The sequence below is a fragment of the Sporichthyaceae bacterium genome, assembly GCA_036269075.1.
Lineage (GTDB): Bacteria > Actinomycetota > Actinomycetes > Sporichthyales > Sporichthyaceae > DASQPJ01.
In genome coordinates this window covers 62457-85843 of record DATASX010000073.1, presented here as the reverse complement: position 1 = coordinate 85843, position 23387 = coordinate 62457, and the positions used below count along the sequence as shown (strand labels likewise).

Annotated in this window: 23 protein-coding genes; 10 read left to right on the top strand and 13 right to left on the bottom strand. The window is 70.2% G+C overall.

The genetic code is table 11. The annotated features are described in order from the left end of the window. Positions 1 to 478: ornithine decarboxylase (locus VHU88_12790; protein HEX3612556.1), on the top strand; the 478-nt coding region annotated here is incomplete at its 5' end. Between the two features lie 125 nt (positions 479 to 603). Here VHU88_12790 and VHU88_12785 read toward each other — a convergent pair. The 4 genes from VHU88_12785 to VHU88_12770 form a co-directional block, all read right to left on the bottom strand. After that, a complete protein-coding gene (locus tag VHU88_12785; GenBank protein HEX3612555.1) occupies positions 604 to 1164 on the bottom strand; it encodes a hemerythrin domain-containing protein in 561 nt (186 codons plus the stop codon). Positions 1165 to 1667: 503 nt separating this feature from the next. Further along, the gene (locus VHU88_12780) at positions 1668 to 2411 is read right to left on the bottom strand and encodes a GAF and ANTAR domain-containing protein (GenBank protein ID HEX3612554.1); all 744 of its coding nucleotides are present in this window, start codon (positions 2409 to 2411) and stop codon (positions 1668 to 1670) included. 124 nt (positions 2412 to 2535) lie between these two features. Beyond that, the gene (locus VHU88_12775; protein ID HEX3612553.1) at positions 2536 to 3228 is read right to left on the bottom strand and encodes a GAF and ANTAR domain-containing protein; all 693 of its coding nucleotides are present in this window, start codon (positions 3226 to 3228) and stop codon (positions 2536 to 2538) included. A gap of 553 nt (positions 3229 to 3781) precedes the next feature. Next, entirely contained in the window at positions 3782 to 4225 is a 444-nt protein-coding gene (locus tag VHU88_12770) for a CBS domain-containing protein (protein ID HEX3612552.1), read from the bottom strand. A gap of 1102 nt (positions 4226 to 5327) precedes the next feature. On the opposite strand from VHU88_12770, the gene VHU88_12765 reads away from it, so the two are divergent. From VHU88_12765 to VHU88_12745, 5 genes are all read left to right on the top strand, one after another. Then, entirely contained in the window at positions 5328 to 6911 is a 1584-nt protein-coding gene (locus VHU88_12765) for a cellulose synthase catalytic subunit (protein HEX3612551.1), read from the top strand. A 35-nt stretch (positions 6912 to 6946) separates the two neighbouring features. After that, complete coding sequence (locus VHU88_12760) at positions 6947 to 10219, top strand: acyltransferase family protein (protein HEX3612550.1); 3273 nt, start codon at positions 6947 to 6949, stop codon at positions 10217 to 10219. Beyond that, positions 10216 to 11175 (top strand): family 16 glycosylhydrolase, encoded by a 960-nt coding sequence (locus tag VHU88_12755; protein ID HEX3612549.1) that lies wholly within the window; start codon positions 10216 to 10218, stop codon positions 11173 to 11175. The genes VHU88_12760 and VHU88_12755 overlap by 4 nt, the downstream gene beginning before the upstream one ends. A gap of 73 nt (positions 11176 to 11248) precedes the next feature. After that, on the top strand, positions 11249 to 12259 hold the full coding sequence (galU, locus tag VHU88_12750; GenBank protein ID HEX3612548.1) for a UTP--glucose-1-phosphate uridylyltransferase GalU: 1011 nt from the start codon (positions 11249 to 11251) through the stop codon (positions 12257 to 12259). Between the two features lie 10 nt (positions 12260 to 12269). Next, entirely contained in the window at positions 12270 to 13325 is a 1056-nt protein-coding gene (locus VHU88_12745; GenBank protein ID HEX3612547.1) for a glycosyl hydrolase, read from the top strand. A gap of 54 nt (positions 13326 to 13379) precedes the next feature. Here VHU88_12745 and crcB read toward each other — a convergent pair whose 3' ends face one another. Both crcB and VHU88_12735 read right to left on the bottom strand, forming a co-directional pair. Beyond that, positions 13380 to 13748, bottom strand: a complete 369-nt coding sequence (crcB, locus tag VHU88_12740; GenBank protein ID HEX3612546.1) for a fluoride efflux transporter CrcB — start codon at positions 13746 to 13748, stop codon at positions 13380 to 13382. Then, positions 13745 to 14158, bottom strand: coding sequence for a CrcB family protein (locus VHU88_12735; GenBank protein ID HEX3612545.1), 414 nt, complete (start codon positions 14156 to 14158; stop codon positions 13745 to 13747). Before VHU88_12735 ends, crcB begins: the two co-directional genes overlap by 4 nt. 633 nt (positions 14159 to 14791) lie before the next feature. Here VHU88_12735 and VHU88_12730 point away from each other — a divergent pair. After that, on the top strand, positions 14792 to 15241 hold the full coding sequence (locus VHU88_12730) for a peptidase inhibitor family I36 protein (protein HEX3612544.1): 450 nt from the start codon (positions 14792 to 14794) through the stop codon (positions 15239 to 15241). A gap of 7 nt (positions 15242 to 15248) precedes the next feature. On the opposite strand, the gene VHU88_12725 is transcribed toward VHU88_12730, so the two are convergent. Further along, positions 15249 to 16373 carry a globin domain-containing protein gene (locus VHU88_12725; GenBank protein ID HEX3612543.1) on the bottom strand — a complete coding sequence of 375 codons (1125 nt, stop codon included), beginning with the start codon at positions 16371 to 16373 and terminating at the stop codon, positions 15249 to 15251. A 149-nt stretch (positions 16374 to 16522) separates the two neighbouring features. Here VHU88_12725 and VHU88_12720 point away from each other — a divergent pair, with 149 nt between their 5' ends. After that, positions 16523 to 17185, top strand: coding sequence for a helix-turn-helix domain-containing protein (locus VHU88_12720; GenBank protein HEX3612542.1), 663 nt, complete (start codon positions 16523 to 16525; stop codon positions 17183 to 17185). Positions 17186 to 17198: 13 nt separating this feature from the next. Here the strand turns inward: VHU88_12720 and VHU88_12715 are convergent, their stop codons facing one another. Next, the gene (locus tag VHU88_12715; GenBank protein ID HEX3612541.1) at positions 17199 to 18332 is read right to left on the bottom strand and encodes a putative sulfate exporter family transporter; all 1134 of its coding nucleotides are present in this window, start codon (positions 18330 to 18332) and stop codon (positions 17199 to 17201) included. Positions 18333 to 18493: 161 nt separating this feature from the next. Next, complete coding sequence (locus VHU88_12710; protein HEX3612540.1) at positions 18494 to 18751, bottom strand: hypothetical protein; 258 nt, start codon at positions 18749 to 18751, stop codon at positions 18494 to 18496. Between the two features lie 150 nt (positions 18752 to 18901). Here VHU88_12710 and VHU88_12705 point away from each other — a divergent pair, with 150 nt between their 5' ends. Next, the gene (locus tag VHU88_12705) at positions 18902 to 19429 is read left to right on the top strand and encodes a ferritin-like domain-containing protein (protein HEX3612539.1); all 528 of its coding nucleotides are present in this window, start codon (positions 18902 to 18904) and stop codon (positions 19427 to 19429) included. Between the two features lie 15 nt (positions 19430 to 19444). On the opposite strand, the gene VHU88_12700 is transcribed toward VHU88_12705, so the two are convergent. Next, on the bottom strand, positions 19445 to 20188 hold the full coding sequence (locus VHU88_12700; protein HEX3612538.1) for an ROK family protein: 744 nt from the start codon (positions 20186 to 20188) through the stop codon (positions 19445 to 19447). Positions 20189 to 20253: 65 nt separating this feature from the next. Here VHU88_12700 and VHU88_12695 point away from each other — a divergent pair, with 65 nt between their 5' ends. Then, positions 20254 to 21384, top strand: coding sequence for a hypothetical protein (locus tag VHU88_12695; protein ID HEX3612537.1), 1131 nt, complete (start codon positions 20254 to 20256; stop codon positions 21382 to 21384). A 10-nt stretch (positions 21385 to 21394) separates the two neighbouring features. Here VHU88_12695 and VHU88_12690 read toward each other — a convergent pair whose 3' ends face one another. Genes VHU88_12690 through VHU88_12680 form a run of 3 tightly spaced genes read right to left on the bottom strand, consistent with a single transcriptional unit; the run spans position 21395 to position 23302 of the window. Then, on the bottom strand, positions 21395 to 21778 hold the full coding sequence (locus VHU88_12690) for a hypothetical protein (GenBank protein HEX3612536.1): 384 nt from the start codon (positions 21776 to 21778) through the stop codon (positions 21395 to 21397). Positions 21779 to 21799: 21 nt separating this feature from the next. Further along, positions 21800 to 22015, bottom strand: a complete 216-nt coding sequence (locus VHU88_12685; GenBank protein ID HEX3612535.1) for a maleylpyruvate isomerase N-terminal domain-containing protein — start codon at positions 22013 to 22015, stop codon at positions 21800 to 21802. A 33-nt stretch (positions 22016 to 22048) separates the two neighbouring features. After that, positions 22049 to 23302, bottom strand: coding sequence for a YibE/F family protein (locus tag VHU88_12680; GenBank protein ID HEX3612534.1), 1254 nt, complete (start codon positions 23300 to 23302; stop codon positions 22049 to 22051). Between the last annotated feature and the right edge of the window lie 85 nt (positions 23303 to 23387).

The window sequence follows — 23387 nt, the reverse complement described above, 5'->3', positions numbered from 1 at the left end:
CGATGTGCGCGGCTTGGGTCTGACCGGGTACCAGGCCGCCGAGTGGCTTCGTGACCGGTATGCCGTGGCTGTCGGCTCGGCGGACAGCTGCCGCATCGGCGCGCAGATCACCCACGGCGACGACGAGGAGAGCGAGGCCCGCCTGCTGGAGTCCCTCACCGCCTTGGTGCAGCGGCGGGCCGAGCCGGAACCGGCCCCACCGGTCGCGCTGCCCAGGCCCGGCGGCCTGGAGTTGCAGACCGTGATGCTGCCCCGTGACGCGTTCTTCGGGACGACAGAACAGGTCTGCCGTCGCGACGCGGTCGGGCGGGTCGCGGCCGAGATCCTCACCCCCTACCCGCCCGGTGTCCCGGCTGTGGCACCGGGCGAGGTCATCACCGCGCAGGTCCTGGACTATTTGGCCACCGGCGTGGCAGCAGGCATGCTGGTCCCCGACGCCGTCGACTCCTCCCTCGCGACCTTGCGGGTGGTGGCCTGACCGGTTTCCGTCCGCTGCGCGCCGTGCCGGCCCCGCGCGCCCGAACTGGCCCGCGTTCGCCCTAGGCGTGCGTGCTGCAGGCTGCCCGGCCCGGGGATCGGCTGCGCCAGGCTGGACGGCCAGGCTCAGCCGCGCCCGGACAAGGCATCGCGGGCCCGGTCGAGCATCGCGGCGAAGGGTCCGACGAGCAGATTGGCGGCGGCGGATTCCACCCCTGGGTGGGGCCGGGTCGGCGCTACCCGCTCAGCGAACTCGACAGCTCTGCGCATGCGCTCCAACTCCTCGTCGTCCAGAGTCCGTTCCAGGGCGGCGAATTCGAATTGCTCCTCGGCCTGCGCATGGGCCAGCGCGTCGTGTTGGAAACTACGGAAGGTGGACTCGAACTCCTCGGAGTCCGCATCCATGCCCTCCAGATCCTTCAGGATCTGCTTGGCCTTGTGCTCCTCGGCCAGGCGTTGCTCCACGATCGAGTCCCCATCGGACAATTCCTTGCGCGCGCGTGGGTGAACCACCTGCTCCTCGGCGGTCTCGTGCACGGCCAACATCCGGCGCAGGTGCGTGAACAGCTGCGCGCGCTGCTCACCATGCGCCGCCAGGACCTGGTCGAACAAGGACTTCACGCTCTCGTGCTGCTGCTTGAGGAAATCCACGACGTCCTGCGCGTTGCCAACTGTCGGTGTGCTCACAGCCGTTCTCCCGTCCGTTCGCCCGTCGCCAATGCCCGTACCGGTACGTCGGCACCGTCCCGGACGCTCTACCGCGCCGGGCCGATTCGATTCCGGTCCGACGGTGTGTCGCGCTCCCGGAATCCTGACAGTCGGGTCGGCAAGTTCCACTGATCGTCGCAACACCTCCGGTGATCGAGATGTGCGTACGGGAGTGTGGGTCTCGAGTCCCGGTGGCAGTTGATCGCGAGCGGCGCGGTCACGGTCCAGTGCCGGCAGGTTGGGATCGGTCGGAAGGCCGGTTACCGGCGGCGGGCCGAGCGGGGCTGTGTCGCACGCGGCGGGATTGAGAGAACCTGGCCACGACCGGTCGCAGTCGGTCGCGATCCGCGAATGGGCCCGCCGGAGCGGGCACACATCGCCGGCGACCGCGGCCGCGTCCCGGCCCACATCGTCGAGCAGTACCACGCACCCGACGCATGCCGACACGTCGTCCGGGCCTGTGCTCAGGGCGGTGCGGTGCCTCAGGGCGAGTCCGGCCGGGTGGTGTTGGATGTCAAGCCGGCCGGGTCGAGCGTGCCGTTGATGATGGCCTGGGCTGCTGCGGTGAGGCGGATGTTGTGGTTGCGGGAGTAGGCCCGCAGCCTGGTGAATGCCTCGCCCATCTCGACCCCGGCACGGGCGAAGATCACGCCCTTGGCCTGCTCGATCACGATCCGGCTGGTCAGGGCATGGGTAAGTTGTTCATTGACGCGTTGGGCCTCGGCGCCGGCGCGTTGTTGCAGGACGGCGATGGTGGCCAGGTCCGCGAGCGCTCGCGCGACCAGTACGTCGGCCTCACCCATCGGGGTCGGCTCGGTGCTGAACAGGTTCAGCGCTCCGATGGTGGTCTGCCGGATCCGTAGCGGTAGGGCGAAAGCGCCCTGGAAGCCGGCTTCGAGGGCGACCGCGGCGAAGCGGGGCCACCGGCCGCTCTCGGCGTGCAGGTCCTCGTGTGCGACCCGGTTTCCGGTGCGGAAGGCGTCCACACATGGGCCCTCCTCGGTCTGGAGTTCGAACAGCTCCACCAGCCGCATGGTCTCCGAGGAGGAGGCGATCAGGCGCAGCTCGCCGGCGGGGCCGGCGAGTGCTACGCCCGCGGCGGCCGCACCGAGCAGGTCCACGCATCGGTCCGTCAACCTGGTCAACACATCCACGACGTCGTAGTCGTCGGTCAGGACCTCGGCCAGATCCACCAGGGACCGGACCACCTCTGCTTCCCGGGTCATCTCAAACCTTTCCACGCAAGGAGCATTCCCGGTAATCGGGCCACTACCCCGGCGTGTACCGGTCCCAACCTCGACGTCCGCGCTCCACGGGGGACTCCTGCGTCCCGTTCCCGCCCCAGCGGCTTCATCCGAGGCGCAGCCGTTGGGCCACGATGTCTTCGGCGACCTCGCGCAGCGCACGGTTGTGGGTGAACGCGTAAGTCCGCAGCCGGATCAGCGCCTCGGTGACGGAGACCTCCAGCTGAACCGACAGCATGCCCGCCGCGTTGTGCGCGACGAGATGGAAATCGCCCTGCGCCAACTCCACGGCCAGGGTGTCCGGGGCGGCGACGGCCTGCACGTTCAGCACCCACCTGGCGATCACCTCGGCCATGACCAACGCGTCGGCGTGCTGGTCATCGCGCAGCGGCCCGGGTGTGTCGCGGTAGAGGTTGAGCGCACCCAGCTGGGCCGCACCCATGTGCAACGGGAACCCGAATACTGCGCGCGCCCCGGCCCGGGCGGCCGCCTCGGCGAAGGCGGGCCAGCGTGGGGTGGCGGGTCGGGCCAGGTCCGGCTCCGAGATCACCTGGCCGTGGTGGTAGGCATCCACGCAGGGGCCTTCGCCCAACATGTACTGCAATTCCTCGATCTGGTTGCTCACCGCATCGGTGGTGCACAACGTCCCGGTGGGCAGGTCCCCGGACATGAGCATCACCCCCGCCCCGCTCACCCCGATGACATCCCTGGCGACCTCACACAACCGAGCCGGGGCCCCGGCCCCCTCGGCGCCGGCGGTGAGCCCGGCCAGGATCCGGGCCAGGCGCCCGGGCTCCACTCAGCCACCTCCACCCCGGGGTGGGCGGTGCACAACCGCACCACGATCGCTCACGACTGCCGCCCAGGGCAGTGATGGGGAAGATACGGCCAGCGCCGCGAAAGGTTGCCCGTCGTGCCCCGCCGACCGGCCGGGCCGAGCGCATAGTGCATTGCCGACACGCATCGCCACACTCCCAAGGCTTTCGCAGGCCGGGCGGACACCCGGCCGAACGGCACCAAGGACCAGAGCGGCGTCGCAGGCCACCCTACGCGCCGAACCGCGGCCCGCGCTTTCACCGAAGCGATCAGTTCTCCAGCCGGGCCGCAGCCGCTGGTGCGAATCGGCTGCTCAGCCGGGGGCCCAGCGTCTGCTCGCCGTGGTGGCCCAAGCGCCCGCGACCACGGCGATCACGTAGTCGTCGTTTGGGGTCCGAAAACGGACTCCGTACGACGGACCTTCGAATACCAGCAACTTCCGAGCCCTCTCGAGGGCGCGCGGCCCGGTCAGAACGTCGGCCAGGCCAGGCCGGCCAGGAGGCCCGGGACATGAGGACCGTTGCAGGGCGCGTGGCTTACGGTGCCGATCGGTCAGCTGCGGCCGGTCTGCGGGTGGTCCCGGCGTAGGTCTCACCGACCATCTGGTCCGGTACGGCGCCCGCCACGTCGGCCAGGGTGATGATCCCCACCAGGTCCGTGCCGTCCACGACCGGTAGCCGGGTCAGTCGGTGGGTCGTCATGCGGGCCAGGACGGTCACCACGGGTTCGTCGGGGCCGGCGGTGACGATCTCGGACTGGGCGAGTTCGCCTACGCTCACCCGGTGCGGGTCGCGGTCGGTCGCGACGACCTGCAGCACGATGTCGCGATCGGTGAGCATGCCTTGCACGGTTCCGTCGGCGGCTCGGATCGGCAGCGCTCCCACGCCGTCGCGGGCCATGCGCCGCGCGGCCTCCGCGATGGAGTCGCCCCTCTGCAGATCGCTGACGATCGGGTTCATCAGCTCTCGCACGTTCGTCATGCCTGCCTCCGATGGTCTCGGTGATCGGCTGCTGCCCGTCGGTCTTCCCCACAAGCCCGCGGCCAACCGGACGTCAGCGTCCTGTCTCGCCCGGACCGCGTTGGCCGCCGACCACCTTGGACGCTTTGCGTGGTTGTCCACGGTTCGGCCGACGCGTAGTAGTGCGGTCGTCGCCGATGAGGCCCCAGCGGTGCAGGACGTGGTCCTCGCGCACCTGCTCGGTGGAAGAACCTGGGTGTCACCGTGTGACCGTCAGCCGATTTTCTCGCTACTGCACTGCCCTGGGCCCCTTGCGCGATTGCCGGGAGTCCGATTGCGATGACGGCGCTGCGCTCGGTGTGGGCGGTGACCTGCGCAGATCGACCCGGCCGCGCGGGCCCAGGCTCGCCGGTGGCGGGTCCAGGAGGTGCCGATCATCTTCGTGGAACGTGAACTCGGTATGACGAAGATGAGTCGCGCCGTAGTCGTGGAGGCTGCGTGACAGCTCGCTCGCTGGAGCCGTGCGGCACAGGAATGTGAATTCCCTTGCGATCGCGGCTGCCGTGCACAGACCCGGACACAAGGAAACTGACGCAAAGTCAGATTTATTGCGGCGACGTCGATCGGTGTTGGTCCTTTCGTAACTCCGCCGTCACACAGCCGAATTGTGTTGCCTGCAACAGGATCCGGGCCGTCGGCTACCCGGGCACGCAAGCAGCAAACTGCTCCGAACGGGTGATGCTCGGCGTGGCGTTTCGCTTGTGCCCGGATTCGTGAATTCTGACTGCTCCAACAGCGTGGATTCCCTTCCAAATGATGAATAGCCGCGTTCGCTAATTCGGCCCTATGCGATCGTTGCGCGCTTTCATAAGTTCAACGCGGAACACGAGATCCGGGCACGGGTGAAGACTTCCCGGGACTCGCGGATTCCAGACATGCAAGGTTTTCCGGGCCGAATACGGGGCGGTCCGATCGCTTCGCAGGGTGCGTGTCGCGCACCGGGGCGGTCGTGCGCAGACCCGTGTCCAGACCGGGGATAACTCGCCGAGTTTCGCGCGAACAGAGTCCGGATCGCCGGATTTGAAGATGAATTGTGGAAATGCACTCGTTCTGGAGGATGGCCGTGTCCACCGACCTGCTGCCCAGCCCGCCGTCGAACAAGGAGAAATACGCTTACTTCGGACGTAGACACCGCTGGATGCCGTTCTTCATGTTCGGCTCGTTCTGCGGCGTCATCCTCGCGCTGGTCAAGCTGTCGCTGAAGACCGAGACGACCCACCTGCTCTGGATCCTCGTGGTCCTGCTGTTCGTCTACGGCTACACCGGATTCCGGGCCTCGGCCTGGGGCCGCCGCCACGACCTGTGGGACCACCGGCAGCTGGTCGACCAGCGCACGCAGGGTGGCCCGCTGCCTTCCGTCGACGTGTTCCTGCCCTCCTGCGGCGAGCCGCTCGAGGTGCTGCGGAACACCTACGTGCACGTGGCTCGCCTGCACTGGGACGGTGAGCTGACCGTCTACGTGCTCGACGACTCGGCGCGTCCCGAGGTCGAGTCGATGGCACAGTCCTTCGGCTTCGAGTACTTCGTCCGTCCGGATCGGCCCCGGATGAAGAAGGCGGGCAACCTCGCTTACGGCTACAGCCGCTCGTCCGGCGACCTGATCCTGATCCTGGACGCGGACTTCGTGCCGCGCACGGACATGCTCACCGAGCTGGTGCCGTACTTCGACGACGACAAGGTCGGCATCGCCCAGTCGCCGCAGTACTTCGACCTGCACGAGGAGTTCAACTGGGTCCAGCGCTCCTCCGGCGCGGTGCAGCAGCTGTTCTACCGCTTCATCCAGCCGGCCCGGGACCGCGTCGACGGCGCGATCTGCGTCGGTACCAACGCCTTGTACCGGCGGTCGGCGCTGGAGGCCATCGGCGGCATGCCGCAGATCAACCACAGCGAGGACGTCTACACCGGCGTCCAGCTCATGCGGGTCGGCTACATCGTGCGCTACGTCCCGCTGGTTCTGGCGAAGGGCCTGTGCCCGGACACGTTCAGTGGCTATACGAACATGGTCTACCGCTGGTGCACCGGCTCGATCTGCCTGATGGTCGACTCGAACTTCCACAAGGCGCCGTTGCGCCCGGCACAGCGCTTGTGCTTCTGGGCCGGGTTCATCTTCTACGTGACCTCGGCGTTGAGCGTGCTCTTCGGGACGCTGCCCGGCCTGCTGATGGCGTGGTGCTTCCCGGAGGACGTCGGGCCGCTCAACGTCATCCCGCTGCTGCCCTCGATCGTCGCCTCGATCGTGGTCTTCCCGGCGATGTTCGGCACCCCGCGCTTCATCGAGCTGATCCGGCTCAACATCGTCTCCGGCTACTGCTTCCTGCTGTCCATCTGGGACTTCTCGCGCAACCGAACGGCGGCCTGGGTTCCCACCGGCGCGGTGAAGTCCAGCCCGGTCGAGCGCAAGGTGCGCTACGGGCTGATCTTCTGGGGCGGACTGATGGAACTGGTCATGTTCGCCGGGATCGGCCGCGGCATCGCCCTGTACGGCATCGGGGCCTACTGGGTGATGCTGCTGATGGCGATGCTCAACTTCTGGGCCTACCTGCCGCTCGCCCTGCCCGGCCAAGGGTTGGGTCGTGCTCCGGCAGTGCGCCGCCCCCGCCGCGCCCCGATTGCCGAGCCCGTTCCTGCCGTGCCCGTCGCGGGCTGAGCCGCACCTCCGTCACGAAGTCGAAAGGTCGCACGATGACGCTCGAATCGATGCCCTGCTCGCCCGTTCCCGGCCCCGGGCGGCCACCGCGGGTCGACGTCGACGACCTGCTCGCCCTCCTGCGCGGGGTTGAGTTGCCCGGACAGGTCGGGCGGGCGGAGGCCGACTCCAGAACGCCTGCGGTGGAGGCGGAGTCGATCCTGGCCTTCCTGTCGGCGCAGCAGACCGAACCGGCACCGACTGCACAAGGATCGATCTGGACGCCCACGACCACGGTGGCGGAACAGCCGCCCGCCCCGCCGAAACCGCAACCGCAACCACCGCAACCACCGACGCCGCAACCGCCGGCTGCGGCCGAGCCGGGCCCAGCGGCCGGGGAGCCGCGGCCGCCGGCGGAGCAACGGAAGTTCCGGCCGGACATCGAGGGCCTGCGGGCCGTGGCCGTGCTGCTGGTGGTGCTGTACCACGCGAAGCTGGCGAGGGTGACCGGTGGCTACGTCGGGGTCGACGTCTTCTTCGTGATCTCCGGCTTTCTGATCACCCGTCAGTTGTTCGAGACCCAGCTTCGCACCGGCCGGGTCCGCCTGGCCGACTTCTACCTGCGCCGGATCAAGCGCCTGTTGCCGGCCGCGCTGGTGGTCACGCTGACCGTGCTCGTCGCCGCCCGCATCTGGGAATCCACGATCGCGGCCAAGGACATCGCCCTGGACGCGATCTACACCGCGGTCTACGGGATGAACGTCCATCTGGCGGCCGAGGGCACGGACTACCTCAACGCCAACAAGCCGCCGTCGCCGCTGCAGCACTTCTGGTCACTCGCGGTCGAGGAGCAGTTCTACGTCGGCCTGCCGTTGCTGATCCTGACCCTGGCGGTCGTGCAGGTGCGTTACCAGCGCGGCACGTTGATCGGCCTGGTCGCGGCCGGCTCGGCATACTCACTGTTCCTCTGCGTGGTCACCACCTCCCGCTCGGCGCCGGACGCCTACTACTCGATCGCCACGCGGGCCTGGGAACTGGGCGTCGGCGCGGTGATCGCGCTGCTGTCCCCGCGCCTGGCCCGGCTGCCGTCGGGCCTGGCCTGCGCAGCTTCCTGGCTCGGTCTGATCGCGATCGCGGGCTCCGGGTTCTGGTACACCGACGGCACGCACTTCCCGGGCATCGCGGCCGCCCTGCCGGTCGGCGGCGCGGCCCTGATCATCGCCTCCGGTGTCCGGAAGGCCCCGCGCAGCGCCGAGGTCCTGCTCGGCCGGTTCGTCCCGCAGTTGATCGGCAAGGTGTCGTACTCGCTGTACCTGTGGCACTGGCCGGTGCTGGTCTTCGCGCCGCTGGTGATCGGCACCACGATGAACACGTCGCTGCGCGTGCAGGCCGTGTTCATCTCGCTGGTGCTGGCCGTCGCGAGCTACTTCCACGTCGAACTGCCCGCCCGTCGGCTGCCCGTTCGCAAGCCCGCCTGGGTGATCTCCGGGCCGGCGTTGGCCGGGCTGACTGTCGCGCTCGCAATGCTGTTCAGCTACACGCTGCCGAGCCTGACCGGCTCCGGCGGCGCGGCCGACTCCGCAACCCTCGCCGGTGCCGACGTCGCGCTGGTCCAGGAGACGCTGGCGAAATCGCTGCACACCAAGGATGTCCCGAGCAACCTGTCGCCGAGCCTGGCGCGAGCCGGTGACGACTACCAGCAGGCCCGGGACTGCTTCCAGGAGTACCCCGAGGTCAAGCTGCCCAAGGACTGCATCTTCGGCGACCCGCACGGCAAGAAGACCGTCGCCCTGTTCGGCGACTCCCACGCCGCGCACTGGCTCGGCGCGTTCGACAAGGCTGCCGCCAACGCGCACTGGAAGTTGCTGCTGCGGGCGAAGGTGGCCTGCCCGGTCGCCGACGTCAGCATCATCGACGACCACCTGAACCGCGACTACGCCGAGTGCACGCAGTGGCGCCATGCCGCGGTCGCCGACATCGTGGCCGCCAAGCCCGACGTCATCGTCGTCAGCCAGTCCGACGGCAACCCCGGCACCAAGGTCTCCGACGCGCAATGGGCGCAGGGAACCGCGGCGACGATGAAGCAGCTCGACCCGTCCGGTGCCCGGCGGGTGTTCCTGTCCGACGTGCCGCAGCCGCGCGACCCGATCGGCTGCCTGGCCGAGCACATGGACGCGGTCGACGAGTGCGTGGTCTCCTCCGACGCCGGGGAGCAGTACTGGCCGAAGCGGCGTGGCCTGGTCGCCTCCGCGGTCGCCGCGACCGGAGCGACCGTGGTGGACACCAATATGTGGGTCTGCAGCGGGGACAAGTGCCCGCCGATCGTCGGGAACATGCTGGTGTACAAGGACAACGGCGGTCACCTGACCAACACCTTCTCGACCTGGCTGGCCCCGGTGGTCCGCCCGCTGATCACCGGAACGAGCACCGGTACCGAGGTCGGCCTGGCAAGTGCGCTTCCCGCACTGGAGAAGGGCCTTTCGGTCACCGCGGTCCCGGGCAACCTCAAGCCCTCGGTCGCCAACGCGGCCAAGGACACGCCCGATTCCGGCAAGTGCCACCTGGACTTCCTGGACACCGACCAGGGCCCGTGCGTCTTCGGTGACACCAAGGCCTCGCGGACCGTGGTTCTGTTCGGCGACTCGCACGTCAACCAGTGGTTCGGCGGCTTCGACGCAGCGGCGAAGAAGCGGCACTGGAAGTTGATCAACTGGACCAAGGCGGCCTGCTCCGTCGCGAACATGACGGTCTACGCCCCGGACCTCAAGCGCGACTACACCGAGTGCGACACGTGGCGCAAGGACCGGATCGCGGCCATCAACGCGATGCACCCCGACCTGGTGATCGCCGGTCAGTCCGACGCGGTGCAATCCCTCACCGACGATCGGATCTGGGCGAACTCCACCGTCGACACCCTGCGGCAGTTGGCCCACCCGGGCACGCGCGTGACCATGCTGCAGGACAACCCGTACAGCCCTAGCGATCCGGTGGGTTGCCTCGCCAAGCACATGACGGACGTCCGACCGTGCGACTACAAGCGCGCCGACGGGTACGGCTATGCGCGTCCGGGGCGGGGCACCATGGTCCGCGACGCGGCCCGGGCGGCCGGCTTCGACGTCGTCGACACCGGTGCCTGGGTGTGCGGGGTGGACTCCTGCCCGGCCATCGTCGGCACGATGCCGGTGTACCGGGACAAGGGCCATGTGACCGATACGTACGCCAGTTGGCTGGCGCCGATCGTCGGGTCGTTGCTGCCGGCTGAGCCCGGCCCCGCGCCGACCAAGACCGCCGCGCCGCGGGCCAAGACCGACTCGGGGCGTACCAAGTGAGTGCCGCAGCGGCGACCCTGACCTCGACCCGGGCCACCCGGCCGGCAGCTCCGCCGCTCGGCCGACACCGCCGCAATCCCCCGCTGCGTAGGGTGAAACGGCTGGCGCTGGCGTTGGCAGTGCTCGGCGTCGCCGTGTTCGGGGTACGGGCGTTCACCTCGTCCGCGCCGCCGGACTGGCGGCTGGTCTGGCACGACGAGTTCGACGGCCAATGGGGCCAGCCCTTCGACCCGGCGTCCTGGCACGCCGACCTCGGTCGCGGGCTGCCCGGTGGACCGGTCGGCTGGGGCAACAACGAGGCCGAGACCTATACCGCGGACCCGGCCAACGTCGAGAAGGACGGTGCGGGGAACCTGCGCCTGACGGCGACCAAGGGCGGCGACGGGCAGTGGCACTCGGCGCGGCTGGAGACTGTCCGCAGCGACTTCGCCCCGCCCCGCGACGGCAGCATGAAGGTGGAGGCGCAGATCACCCTGCCCGGCGGGGGAATGGGCTACTGGCCTGCGTTCTGGATGCTCGGCGCCCAGTACCGCGACCACCCCGAGAGCTGGCCGATCCCGGGCGAGATCGACGTGATGGAGAACGTGGACAGCAACAGCCAGATCCACGGGACCCTGCACTGCGACACCCGACCCGACGCCCCGTGCCACTCGAAGCAGGGCATCGGCCACACATTCGAGCTGCCGGCTCCGGCCGGCCTGGCCGGGTCGCACCTCTACACGCTCATCTGGGACACCCATCCCAAACGGCTGCGCTGGCAGGTCGACGGGCAGACCTACGGCGAGATCACCCCAGCCGTCATCGGCAGCAAGGCGTGGGACGCGACGTTCTCCCACGGCTACTTCCTGTTGCTCAACCTCGCCGTCGGCGGGGACTGGCCCGGCCAACCCAACCAACTCACCATTCCGGGGGCTTCGATGTCTGTCGACTACGTCCGTGTCTGGACCGCGCTATGAGCGAGCTTGCGAGTGAATCAATGTCACCGTGCCAACCACCATCGAGCCCGCGCGCACGGACGGAGGCACGCCGGTGAGCGCCCTGCTGAAGGCCGTGATCCCGGCCGCGGGACTGGGCACCCGCTTCCTGCCTGCGACCAAGGCGACGCCGAAGGAGATGCTCCCGATCGTCGACAAGCCCGCGATCGAGTACGTCGTCGAGGAGGCGGTTGCCGCCGGTCTGTGCGACGTCCTGATGATCACCGGCCGCAACAAGCGCGCGCTGGAGGACCACTTCGACCGCAACTACGAACTCGAGGCGATCCTCGCCGCGAAGTCCGACAAGCCGACGCTGGCCAAGGTCCGTGCCTCCAGCGAGTTGGCGACGATGCACTACGTACGGCAGCGCGACCCGCGCGGGCTCGGCCACGCGGTGCTGTGCGCTGCGCAGCACGTGGGCGACGAGCCGTTCGCGGTCCTGCTCGGCGACGACCTGATCGACCCACGGGATCCCTTGCTGGATCGGATGATCAAGGTGCGGCAACGTCGCGGCGGCAGCGTGATCGCGTTGCTGGAGGTGCCGCCGGACCAGATCGGGAGGTACGGCTGCGCCGCGGTCGTGCCCAGCGGCCTGGACGGGATCCTGCGGGTCACCGACCTGGTCGAGAAGCCCGACCCCGCGGTGGCGCCGAGCAATCTGGCGATCATCGGCCGCTATGTGCTGGAGCCGGCGGTGTTCGACGTACTGCGCCGCACCGCGCCGGGGCGCGGCGGGGAGATCCAGTTGACCGACGCGCTGCGCTCGCTGGCCGTCGGCGACGGCGGCGGGCCCGTGCACGCAGTGGTCTTCCAGGGACGCCGCTACGACACCGGCGACCGTGCCGACTACCTGCGCACGGTGGTCCGACTGGCCTGCGAGCGCGAGGATCTGGGCCCGGAGTTCCGCGACTGGCTGGCCTGGTTCGTCGCTGACGAGATGCAGAACTGTGTCGCGGAGCAACTGGTCGGCGCGAGCGCGGCGCGCGGTGTCGCCTCGCCGATCCGGACGCGGTTGGCCGGGACCTACATCCAGGTGCCCGGGCAGGCCGTCCGGTGGGGCAGGTGAGCGGGACGCCGTGGGAGCGCATCGTCTTCGACCGCAGCGCCGCCGGATCGGTCGGTGGTTGCCGCTGCGGTACACGTCCTTGGCGGCGGCAGCAGCCGTTGCGGTCACCATGACCGGCCCGGCGCCGTCGGCGCTGGCCACCGCCCGTGACCCGCGGGCAAGCACTGTCGCCCGAGCGTTGCGGGGTGCGGCCCGCGATGTCGGTTCGGACCGGGTGTTCGGCCTGTCCTCACCCGGCCTGGACGGCGGCCTGGCGACCGCGACCGCGACCACGATGGCGTTGGGGCGTTCGCTGGGGGTGCTGAACTTCTACGAGGCCTGGTCGCAATTCGGGCCGTTGCCGGTCGATACGCTGAACGCGATCGCGCAACGCGGCACCCTGCCGGAGATCACCTGGGAGCCTTGGGACCCGAACCGGCACGCCGCCCAGCCGGACTACACCCCGGACCGAATCGCCTCGGGAGCCTTCGACGACTACATCGACTGGTGGGCGAAATCGGCCGCCCGGTACGGGAAACCGCTGCTGATGCGGTTCGCCCACGAGATGAACGGCACCACGTACCCGTGGGCGCCGGCGGTCAACGGTGGCGGTGCGGAATCGTTCGTGGCGGCCTGGCGGCACGTCCACCAGCGATTCTCGGCCGCCGGGGCGACCAACGTCATCTGGGTCTGGAGTCCCAACGTGACCATGGGTCTGCCGACCCCGCTCAAGTCGGTCTGGCCCGGCCGCGACTACGTGGACGTCGTGGCCGTGGACGGCTACAACTATGGCGCCGACCACCCCGACTGGGGCGGTTGGAACCAGCCGCACCGGTTGTTCGCCGCGACCATCCACCAGGTCGAGCGGCTCGCGCCGGACAAGCCGTTGTGGGTCAACGAGACCGGGTCGACCGAGCACGGGGGCGACAAGGCCGCGTGGATCACCGACCTACTGGCCTACCTGCGAACCACCCGGGCGACCGGGCTGGTCTGGTTCGACTTCGACGTACCGGGGGAGCCGGATTTCCGGCTGGCCAGTTCCCCGCAGTCGTTCGCAGCGGCAGCGGGCTCCCTGCGGGACTGGTGAAACGTCGGCCGGCGAGGGATCTGACCACACATCAGATTCCTCGTCGGCCGGCGGTCACAAGCTGCCCAGGGCCAGGCCCAGCGCCGCCGCCCCAGCACCGAGGGTCAGGCTGCCTGCCATGTTCAGGACCGCCCCGGCACCGGCGCCGGACTCGAACAGCGCCACCGTCTCCCAGCAGAACGTCGACCAGGTGGTGAACCCGCCGCACAGCCCGACGCCGATCACGGTGCCGAGCGAGGCGTCCATGTGGTGCCCGGCGCCCGCGGCGGTGACCAAACCGAGCACGAACGTCCCGATCAGGTTGATGAAGAACGTGCCGAACGGCAGCCCGGTGCGGTGCCGGGCCTGCACGAAGCGGTCCATCAGGTAGCGCGCGACCGCGCCGGCCGAGGCGGCCAGCGAGACCCAGACGGCGAGCATCATCGGCCGCCGCCTCGACCCAGGGGCACGGCGCCGACGACTCGCCGGCCGACGGCCAGCGTCGCCACGACCACGGCCAGGCCGGCTACCAGGCTGAGCGCCACGTACTCGGCGGCAATGCCGCTGTGGCCGTGGTGCACGAGTTGGTCGCTGCTGACGGCGACCGAGGAGAACGTCGTGTAGGCCCCGCAGAACCCGGTGCCGAGCAGGGGCCGCACGTAGGTCGTCGGCGGCAGGACCTCGAGCGCCAGCAGCAGCACGCAGGCCAGCACGAACGCCCCGGAGGTGTTGATCGCGAAGGTGGCCGCCGGGAATCCATCGGTCCGGGTGGGCCAGGCCTCGCCGATCGCGTACCGCGCCAGGCCGCCGGCGAACCCGCCGACCGCGACCGCGACCAGCGGCGCGACGCGCAACCGGGGCGGCGGAGCACCGGGCGGTGCGCCGGCCGCGACAGCGTCGAGGTCGGGGTCGATCGGCAGAGCGAAGGGAGCCCGCTCGGGAGCGGCGGTCGGTTGATCGCCGGGAACCGGAGGCCGTCGCCAGGGCGGACGTCGGAAGGAGAATCTAGGCAGCACGGGACCCTGTTCCTCTCGGACCAGGGACCGTTGGCCGCCCCTAAGGGCGACGGTTCATTCGGCGGGCCCCACCGCCGCTCAAGATCGGATAATACCTGCGGCCCGGTTCGTTCGGAACGTCGTCCGCGAAGGATCGTCCCGGCAGCTGACGTGCGCCACTCTGGTCACGCTGAACTCGGCAAATGCGTGCCGGTGCGGCTAAGCTGCCTCAGAATCGCCGGTCCCAGCAGGAGTGATCAAGCGCGGCTCGGGGTATACCGCCGCCGACCGATACAGAGCTACCGTGGATTCCTGAAAATTCAGGGACTATCCGGAGCCCACGGCGCGGTGCTAGCTTCCAGCCTTCACTCCGGAAGAACCCCCGGGACGCTGCCGCGTCCGGGCCGGGACAGGTCCGGAGTCGGAGCCCAGATTCAGAACCGGTCGATCCGGCACCTGCCGGGTCGTCCTGTGGAGACGGGAGGCCGTTTGGTGCGCTTGGTGCATGCCCTTGCCGGGCCGGCCGCGTTGGTGGCGCTCGTGCCGATGCTCGTGATCCATCCAGCCGCGGCGTCCGCTGCCGGCCTCGATCAGTGCGCCAGCCACAAGGTGTGCTTCTGGAGCAAGCCCGGTTTCCAGGGGCTGCCCCAGTTCGACGATGCGGATCCGAACTCCGACTGCGCGGGCATGGACCACGTCCAGTCGGTCTGGTACCGCGACGGCTCTCCCGGGGTCGTGCTGGAGCTCTGGCACGACGCGACCTGCGCCGGCCCGCCGGACGCCGTGTCGGTGCCCGGCTGGAAGGCCGACGACTTCGTCGTCGGCAGCTACAAGCTCGAGGTGCACGCCACGGTGACGCCCGCCGCGGCCTTCCCGAAGCCGACTCATCGAGGTGACTCATTGAGGTCACAATCGGCGCGCGGCGTCTTCGCCGCGGCCTGACGCTACGTCAGTTCGCGTCGCCGAAGTCGTCGAACTTGATTCGCAACAGCGGCACATCGGCGTCCAGCAGCCGGGAGATGCTGCCGCGGATCATCGCGCCGGACCCGGCGATCAGCACGTCGTGATCGGTCCACTCCCCATGCCGCAGCGCCACGTCGACGGCGAGCCCGCGCTCGCCCGGGTAGTTCGCGTCCTCGGAGACCGCCGGCACGACGGTCAGCCACTCGTGCTCCCGCGCGAACGCGTTCAGCGCCGGCAGGTCGTAGAACTCCTCGCTGTGCCGGGCGCCCATCACGAGGAACACCCGGCGGTACCAGTTCCACCGGGCCATGTCCGCCAGGATCGCCTTCATCGGGCCCAGGCCCGTGCCGCCGGCGAGCATCAGCATGTCGCGGGTCGAGGTCCGGTCGGCGATCATCGTGCCCATCGGGTGTCCGAGGCGCACGACGTCGCCGAGGCCGGCCTGGCGCACCAGCGCGGTGCTGACCCAACCGGCGTCGATCTTCTTGACGTGCACCTCGATCAGCCTGTCCGGCCGGGGAGCGTTGGCGATCGAGTAGTACCGCCACACCCGGGGCCACCAGGGCGTCTCCACCGAGACGTACTGGCCGGCCTGGAAGGGCAGTTCCTGATCGGGGCGCAGAGTCATCACGGCGGTGTCCGGGCCCCGCAGTTCGTGGTGCACGACCTCGGCCAGCCACCAGTCCGGCGTCTGGTCCGCGGCCGAGCGAGCCGCGGCGATCATCGTGATCGCGATGTCGGAGAACGCCGCCACCCAGGCGGCCTCGACCTCCGGCGTCCAGACGGCCGGCCCGGCGTGCCGCTTCAGCGACCACAGGAACGCTCGGCCCATCGCCTCGTAGTGGCCGGCCTTGACCCCGAACTTGCGATGGTCGCGGCCGAGCTGCTCCAGGAAGCCGGTCATGGAATCGGGTCGGTCCCAGCCGTGGACGATCCGCACCAAGGCACCGAACAATCGATTCCGCTGCACGTCCATCGCCGCGGGGAACAGCGCACGCAGGTCCGGCGCCTCGACGAACATCCGTGCGTAGAAGTCGGCAGCGACGCGATCGGCCATCGGTTCGACCGATGCGAAGCTGTCCTTGATCAGGTCGTGCCGCTCCACCGCCATCACCCAGGTTCTCGTCCTTCTTGCGCCGTCCGGCCCTCGGCCGCCGTAAGGAGTCGCAATTTTGACTATAGAGCCTCGTTTTTATTCTGCCGGCCGAACTGGTCCGTCCGGGCCGCCGGATCGCACCCGATTGCGGTAGAAAACACCTCATGACGCCGTCAGGGTTGACCGACCCGGTCTGGTCGCAGCGCGCCACCGGCAGTCGCGGGCGGGTGCTTGCGGCGGTGCGCGCCGCGGCCGAACCCCTCGGGGTCCGCGAGGTCGCCGCGACAACAGGTTTGCACGTGAACACCGCGCGATTCCACCTGGAAGGCCTGGCGACGGCGGGGATGCTCGACCGGGTCGAGCAATCCCGGCCGACCCCGGGCCGCCCGCCGGTCGGTTACACCGCCCGGGCGACCGGCACGCCGGGAGCCCGCAGCTACCGGATGCTCTCGGAGATGCTCACGCGGACGCTCGCCGAGGTTCCGGACGGCGCGGCCGCGGTGCGGCGGACCGGCGCGCAGTGGGGCGCAGCCCTGGTGGCCGACGCCGACCCGACGCAACCCGCGACGCAGACCTTGCTCGAGTTGCTCGGCTCCATCGGGTTCGAGCCGACGGTGCGCCGCCGGCGCGGCGGCGTCGATGTGGAACTCGGGCACTGCCCGTTCGCGGAGGTCGCCGGGCGCAGTCCGGACGTGGTCTGCGAGCTGCATGGCGCGCTGATCTCGGGGGCGCTGGAGGCGTTGGACACCGACCTTCGACTGGCCGACCTCGAGCCCTTCGCCAGCCCGGACCTGTGTGTCGCGCGGCTGCGTCGGCGAACTGACTGACCGTCAGTTCAACTCAGGCGCCGCCGATGCCGGTCAGGTGCACCGCGGCCAACGCGGTCGCCCCGACCAGGAACCAACCGGCCAGGCCGACGAACAACGCGGGCCCGCCCGCGCGGGACAGCACCCGCCGGTGCATCCCGGTGCCCAGCCCGACCAGGGCGGCCACCAGCAGGATCTGCTGCGCGTGGATCAGCGCCGCGAGCGTCCCGGCCGGGACCACGTTCATGCTGTTCAGGGTCACTGCGGCCACGAAGCCGATCAGGAACAGCGGCAGCACGGGCGGGCGGGGGCCGGTCGCCGCCGCATCCGTTCGTCGCCGGGCGCGGTAGCCGAGTGCCGAGACCAGCGGCAGCAGCAGCGCCACCCGCGACAGCTTGATCACCATCGCGACGGCCAGGGCGCCGGGGACCGCCTGCGCGGTGGCCACGGTCTGGCCGACGTCGTGCACGCTGGCGCCGACCCAACTGCCGAACTGCAGCGTGTTCAGGTGCAGCGGGTGGCGCAGTGCCGGGAGCACGAAGATCGCCAGGCTGCCGCACAGTGTCACCAGCGCGACCGCGACCGACACGTCGTCCTCGTCGGCCTCGGCGGGAGAGCGGACCGCGGCCACGGCCGACGCGCCGCAGATCGAGTAGCCACTGGCCAGCAGCAGCGACCGGGCCGGCGGCAGGCCGAACAGGCGGCCGAGCAGCAGCAGGCCGGTGAAAGTCACCGTGACCGTGCCGAACACCAGCCCGGCGCCGGCCGGGCCGACCGCGCGCAGCGTCGAGGTGGACAGCTGGAACCCGAGCAGGACGACGGCCAGTCGCAGTAGTCGGTGGCCGGCGACGTGCGTGCCCGGGCGCAGCTTGTCGGTGTGCAGGCCGAGGTTCGACAATGCCGCGCCGAGGATCACCGCCAGAGTCGCCGGGTTGATCCACGGGATCATCCAGGCGCCCAGGAACGCGAGCCCGGTCGCGGCGCCGACCACGGCCAGGCCGGGCAGCGCCACGATCGCGGCGGGAACGTGATTGCCGTGACCGGCGGGGCAGTCCGGCCGGCAGCGGCTGATCGCGCGCCGCCCGGCCGGGTGCGGCTCGGTCGAGTGGCACGCGGTTTTACGTGGGACGCCGGCGGTTGCCCACCCGATGTCCGGCAACGATTTCACGGCGCCTCCCCCTAATGTACGTACAAAGTGTACGGTCAGGAGTGAGCCTGGGGTCAAGCGTCAGGCGAAATCGCGCGTGTGATGTGGACGACGAACTCGCCCGGCCCGTGCCCGTGCCGGCACGGAGCGGACGGGTCCGGACGAACGGTGGGGTCGGTGGGTCAGTGCTGCTGACCGCGGACCACATGGCCGCCGGGTTCGACCGTGGCCCCGACGTCGTCGCCGGCCGCTCGGGCGACGTTCTCGACGGCGTCGGCGTCCAGGCCGGGATAGCGGGCATCGGCCCGCTCGGCGCGGTGGGGCTCGCTGTGCGTCGCCGCGGCGCGGTTGTTGGCCCGCGCGATCACCGCGAGCATCGCGATCATCGCGATCGCGATGATCACCACCAGGACAACCGTGCCGGTCGCGGAGAGATTCATCGTTTCGCGCTCCTTGCCAGTTCGTTGCGGGTCACTTCCGGTCTACCCGGCCCGGTGGTCGGCCAACCGGTGGCGGTGCCCGGTTGGCTCCTGCGGTCCCGGGGTAAGCCCTCGGGGAGTGGGTGGATCGAACCGGAGGAGTGGCACGAGATGGAGTTCCTGACCGACGTCAAGGTTCTGCGCGAGCGCGCCCGGGAACAGATCGAGCGGGGCCCGATCACCGAGGCCTACGGCGCCGACCGGGAGCGGGTCGTCGAGGTCCTCAACGAGGCGCTGGCCACCGAGATCGTGTGCACGCTGCGGTACCGGCAGCACTTCCACGCGGCCACCGGGCTGAACGCCGAACCGGTCGCGGCCGAGTTCGCCAAGCACGCCGCGGAGGAGCAGGACCATGCCGACCGCCTGGCCACGCGGATCAGCCAGCTCGGCGGCGTTCCGGACTTCAACCCCGACTCGCTGACCGCCCGTTCGCACGCCGAGTACGTCACCGCGCCGGACCTGATCGAGATGATCAAGGAGAACTTGATCGCCGAGCGGATCGCGATCGCGTCCTACACCGAGATCGTCCAATGGCTCGGCGACAAGGACATCACCACCCGCCGGCTGTTCGAGGAGATCCTCTCCGTCGAGGAGGAGCACGCCGACGACATGATCGGCTACCTCGAGAAGATGCGCTGACCTGACCTGACGGCCTCAGCCCAGGCGGTCCCACAGCCGGATCCCGCCGAGCAGGCCGGCGGAGTTGTCGACCAGGCTGACGTCGGCGGGCAGCCGTAGCGTCAGGCGAGCGGCATTGCCGCCGCCGAGGTACAGGTGGTCGAAGAATGTCAGCGCGCGGATGACGTCGATCGCCTCGGCGACCCGCTCCTGCCACTTCCCTTGGCCGGCCTTCTTCCGCGCGGCCTCGCCGAGCACCTCGTTGTAGGTCCGCGACTTGCGCAGCGGGTGGTGGGCGAACTCGAAGTGGGGGAGCAGCTTCCCGTCGAGGAACGTGGCCGTGCCGACGCCGGTCCCGAGCGTCACCACGACCTCCAGGCCCTTCCCGGCCACGACCGCGGAGCCCTGCACGTCGGCGTCGTTGGCGACCCGGGTCGGGCGGCCGAACTTCGACTCGATGTGCGCGGCGAGGTCGTAGCCCGACCAGGCCGCGGTCAACTGCTTGCTCGGCTTCCCGCCCGGCCCGGCGGGTGAGACGAAGTGCGGCGCGGACAGCACCTTGCCGTCCCGGACCATGCCGGGGAAGCCGACCGAGACGCGGTCGTAGTGCTCGACGGGCGCGACCAGATTGTGCAGCCTCTCGACCAGTTGGCCCGGCTCCATCGGGTAGGTCGTGGGCACCCGGACCCGCTCGTGCAGCAATTGGCCGGAACTGTTCAGGACCGCGGCCTTCAGGCCGGTGCCGCCGACGTCGACCGCCAAGGTGATGGGATTGTCCATCTGATCAACCTAACGGGGGAGGGCCGCCGCGAACCTGGCGCGGGCGTGGGTGAGACTGGCCGGTCATGGACGCCTGGAGAACCGTGGGCGACGTGGTCGCCGTCGGCGTCGGCGCCACGGTGGTCGGCGCGACGTTGCTGTCCGCGGTGATGACCGTGGTGGTGCCCCGGGGGGTGCCGGTCCGCCTGACCCGCTGGGTGTTCGCGTTCTTCCGGCGCGTGTTCGGACTGCGTGCCCGATTCATCGACAGCTACGAGGAGCGCGACCGGGTCATGGCGCTCTACGCGCCCGTGTGCCTGATCTCGTTGCCGATCGTCTGGTTGGCGATCACGTTGGTCGGCTACTCAGGGGTGTTCTGGGGCCTGGAGGTGCGGCCGTGGCGAGCGGCGTACAGCGTCAGCGGGTCGAGCCTGCTGACGCTCGGCTTCGCGGAGTCGGCGGGTGTGGCCCGGATCGCCCTGGAGTTCAGCGAGGCCACCCTCGGCCTGATCCTGCTGGCCCTGCTGATCACCTACCTGCCGTCGATGTACGCCGCGTTCTCGCGCCGCGAGGCGCAGGTGGCGATGGTGGCGAACTTCGCCGGCCAACCGCCGAGCGCCGGCGAGCTGATCGAGCGGTTCTGGGTGCTGGAGGACATCGACCGGCTGGACGCGGACCTATGGGCGACCTGGACGTCCTGGTTCGTCGAGATCGACGAGACCCACACCTCGCTGTCGGCGTTGCCGTTCTTCCGTTCCCCGCAGGCCGACCGCTCGTGGATCACCGCGGCCGGGGTCGTGCTCGACAGCGGCGCGCTCCGGGCCTCCACGCTCGACCTGCCGCGCAGCCCGGCCACGGAGCTGTGCATCCGCAGCGGCTACCTGGCGCTGCGCAACATCGCCACATTCTTCGGCATCGAGCACGACCCCGACCCGTGCGCGGAGGACCCGATCAGCGTCACCCGCGCCGAGTACGACGCGACCTGCGATCGCCTGGCTGAATCCGGGGTGCCGTTGAAGCCGGACCGGGACCAGGCCTGGCGCGATTTCGTCGGCTGGCGGGTCAACTACGACACCGTGCTGATCACGCTGGCCACCCTGGTGATGGCGCCCTACGCGCCATGGATCTCCGACCGCTCGCCGCGCTTCCCGGCCCGGCGGGCCAACGGCGGGGTCCGGGTGCGAACTGACGGGCCCTCAGCTCGATGGGGTAAATAGCTCGACGGGATCAGTAGCCGGCCAGCAACGAACGGACCCGCCGCAGCTCCTCCGGGCCGACGTCGCTGCGCCAGCGGCCCGGGTCGGCGGTCCGCCGGCCCCACAGCATCAGCGTCCGGGCCGCGGCGTCGGTCTCCAACGTGGCGGGCCCCTGGGCCGGGACCAGCTCGATGCGGGTGCCGGCCCGGTCGGCCCGCACCAGCACGTCGTCGGTCCCGGCCACCCGCAGCCGACCCTCGACCGGGCCGGCGCCTGGCTCCAGCGCCGCCGAGCCGCGCACCAGCCCGGTCCAGGCCACCTCTTCGTCGGGGTCGTGCTCCGCGGCGGCCTGAGCCACCTCCGACAATTGGTCCAGGCGCCGCTGCAACGCCGTCCACAGATCAGCAGCGTCCATCGCCCGGTAGCACGCCTCCCGTTACTCGAACGGCCGGGTGCGGACGGCCCGGCCCGCCAGGTGCTCGGCCAGCACCCGCGCCAACTCCTCGGCGTTGCCCGTCTGGTGGACGAGGATGTCGCGGGCGGTCCACGCCTCGCACCACGTCCCCGAGTCCGGTCGCCGGGCCGACACCGCCGACGCGAACGCTTCCCACTCGGGCAGGACCTCGACCGTTCGAGTGGATACCGCCGGCATGCCCACCTCCTGGGATCGGTGATCGCCGGAGGACTACCCCAACCTTCCGGGCGTACTGCGGCGGGCCAGGGCCACGGCGATCGCGGTGGTCAACGGCACGGCCAGCACCAGGCCGATCGAGCCGGCCAGCGTGCGCGCGATCTCCTCGGCCAGCGGCTCGGAGGTCAGCACGCTGGAGGTCGGCTGGTGCGAGATGTCGATGAGCAGCAGGATCGGCAACGCCGCCCCGGCGTAGGCGAAGACCAGCGTGTAGACGGTCGAGGCGATGTGGTCGCGGCCGATCCGCATCGCCGAGCGGAACAGCCGGGCCGTCGACTGGGCCGGGTCGGTGGCGTGCAGCTCCCAGACCGCGGCGGCCTGGGTGACGGTGATGTCGTTGAGCACGCCGAGCGAGGCGATCACGATCCCGCACAGCAGTACCGCGGGCAGGCTGATCTGCCCGGCCACCGCGGTGAGGTACTGGTCGTCCTCCCCGGAGACACCGGTCAGGTGGAAGCCGTTGACCGCCCAGGTGCCCAGCCCGGCGGTCACCGTCAGCCCGAGCAACGTCCCGAGCAGCGCCGTGCTGGTGCGGACCGAAATGCCGTGCGCGGCGTAGACGACCGTGAACATGATCGCCGCGCCGCCGACCACGCCGACCAGCAGCGCCGGCCGCCCGTCGAGCAGGGCGGGCAGCACGAACTTGGTGATCACCAGCGCGGAGACGCCCAACCCGACCAACGCCGCCAGTCCGCGCAACCGTGCGACGACGACCACCACCAACGCGAACAGCACGCCGAGCCACACCATCGGAGAGCCGCGGGCGAAGTCGGCGAAGGCGTAGTCGGCCTTGGTGGTCTCGCCGGGCTGCGGCGGGAAGCGGGAGACCAGCAGGTCCTCGCCGTGGCTGATCCCGGTGCGGTAGACCTCGGGCTGCAGCAGCACAGTCGCCGCGTCGCCCTTGGTCGGGCCGCTGGTGATCCGGACGTTGGCCTGCCCGCAGAGCACCTTGGTCGGTTGCCCGTTCGGCCCGATGCTGCTCCCGGTCCCCTCGCACTGGTAGGGGTTGGTCGAGAGCACGCGGGCGTGCACCAGGTTCGCGGGTTGGTCGCCGGGCAGGTCGGGCAGCGACGGGGTGGCGTGCCGCGGCCACAGCAGCGCCATCGCGACGATCGTCAGGGCGGCGAAGGCCACCATCGAGCCCCACAACGCGGCAGCGGCGCGGCCCCGCAGGCCGACGTCGGAGCCCCCGTGTCCGTGGCCGTGCCCGTGGCCGGCCTCGGGGCGCCGTGCCCGTCGGCCGCTCATGACCCGCCCGTCCCGGGGCCGGACGGTGCGGCAGCGGATTCGATCATCGAGCCGATTCTCGCCGCCCCCGGCCGGCGACCGGCCC

What these genes read in the sequence shown, in the direction of transcription:
- VHU88_12780 (HEX3612554.1), bottom strand. Translation starts at nt 2,411, where the DNA reads ATGACCCGGGAAGCAGAGGTGGTCCGGTCCCTGGTGGATCTGGCCGAG.
- VHU88_12770 (HEX3612552.1), bottom strand. Translation starts at nt 4,225, where the DNA reads ATGACGAACGTGCGAGAGCTGATGAACCCGATCGTCAGCGATCTGCAG.
- VHU88_12760 (HEX3612550.1), top strand. Translation starts at nt 6,947, where the DNA reads ATGACGCTCGAATCGATGCCCTGCTCGCCCGTTCCCGGCCCCGGGCGG.
- crcB (HEX3612546.1), bottom strand. Translation starts at nt 13,748, where the DNA reads ATGATGCTCGCCGTCTGGGTCTCGCTGGCCGCCTCGGCCGGCGCGGTC.
- VHU88_12725 (HEX3612543.1), bottom strand. Translation starts at nt 16,373, where the DNA reads ATGGCGGTGGAGCGGCACGACCTGATCAAGGACAGCTTCGCATCGGTC.
- VHU88_12720 (HEX3612542.1), top strand. Translation starts at nt 16,523, where the DNA reads ATGACGCCGTCAGGGTTGACCGACCCGGTCTGGTCGCAGCGCGCCACC.
- VHU88_12710 (HEX3612540.1), bottom strand. Translation starts at nt 18,751, where the DNA reads ATGAATCTCTCCGCGACCGGCACGGTTGTCCTGGTGGTGATCATCGCG.
- VHU88_12705 (HEX3612539.1), top strand. Translation starts at nt 18,902, where the DNA reads ATGGAGTTCCTGACCGACGTCAAGGTTCTGCGCGAGCGCGCCCGGGAA.
- VHU88_12700 (HEX3612538.1), bottom strand. Translation starts at nt 20,188, where the DNA reads ATGGACAATCCCATCACCTTGGCGGTCGACGTCGGCGGCACCGGCCTG.
- VHU88_12695 (HEX3612537.1), top strand. Translation starts at nt 20,254, where the DNA reads ATGGACGCCTGGAGAACCGTGGGCGACGTGGTCGCCGTCGGCGTCGGC.
- VHU88_12690 (HEX3612536.1), bottom strand. Translation starts at nt 21,778, where the DNA reads ATGGACGCTGCTGATCTGTGGACGGCGTTGCAGCGGCGCCTGGACCAA.
- VHU88_12685 (HEX3612535.1), bottom strand. Translation starts at nt 22,015, where the DNA reads ATGCCGGCGGTATCCACTCGAACGGTCGAGGTCCTGCCCGAGTGGGAA.
- VHU88_12680 (HEX3612534.1), bottom strand. Translation starts at nt 23,302, where the DNA reads ATGAGCGGCCGACGGGCACGGCGCCCCGAGGCCGGCCACGGGCACGGC.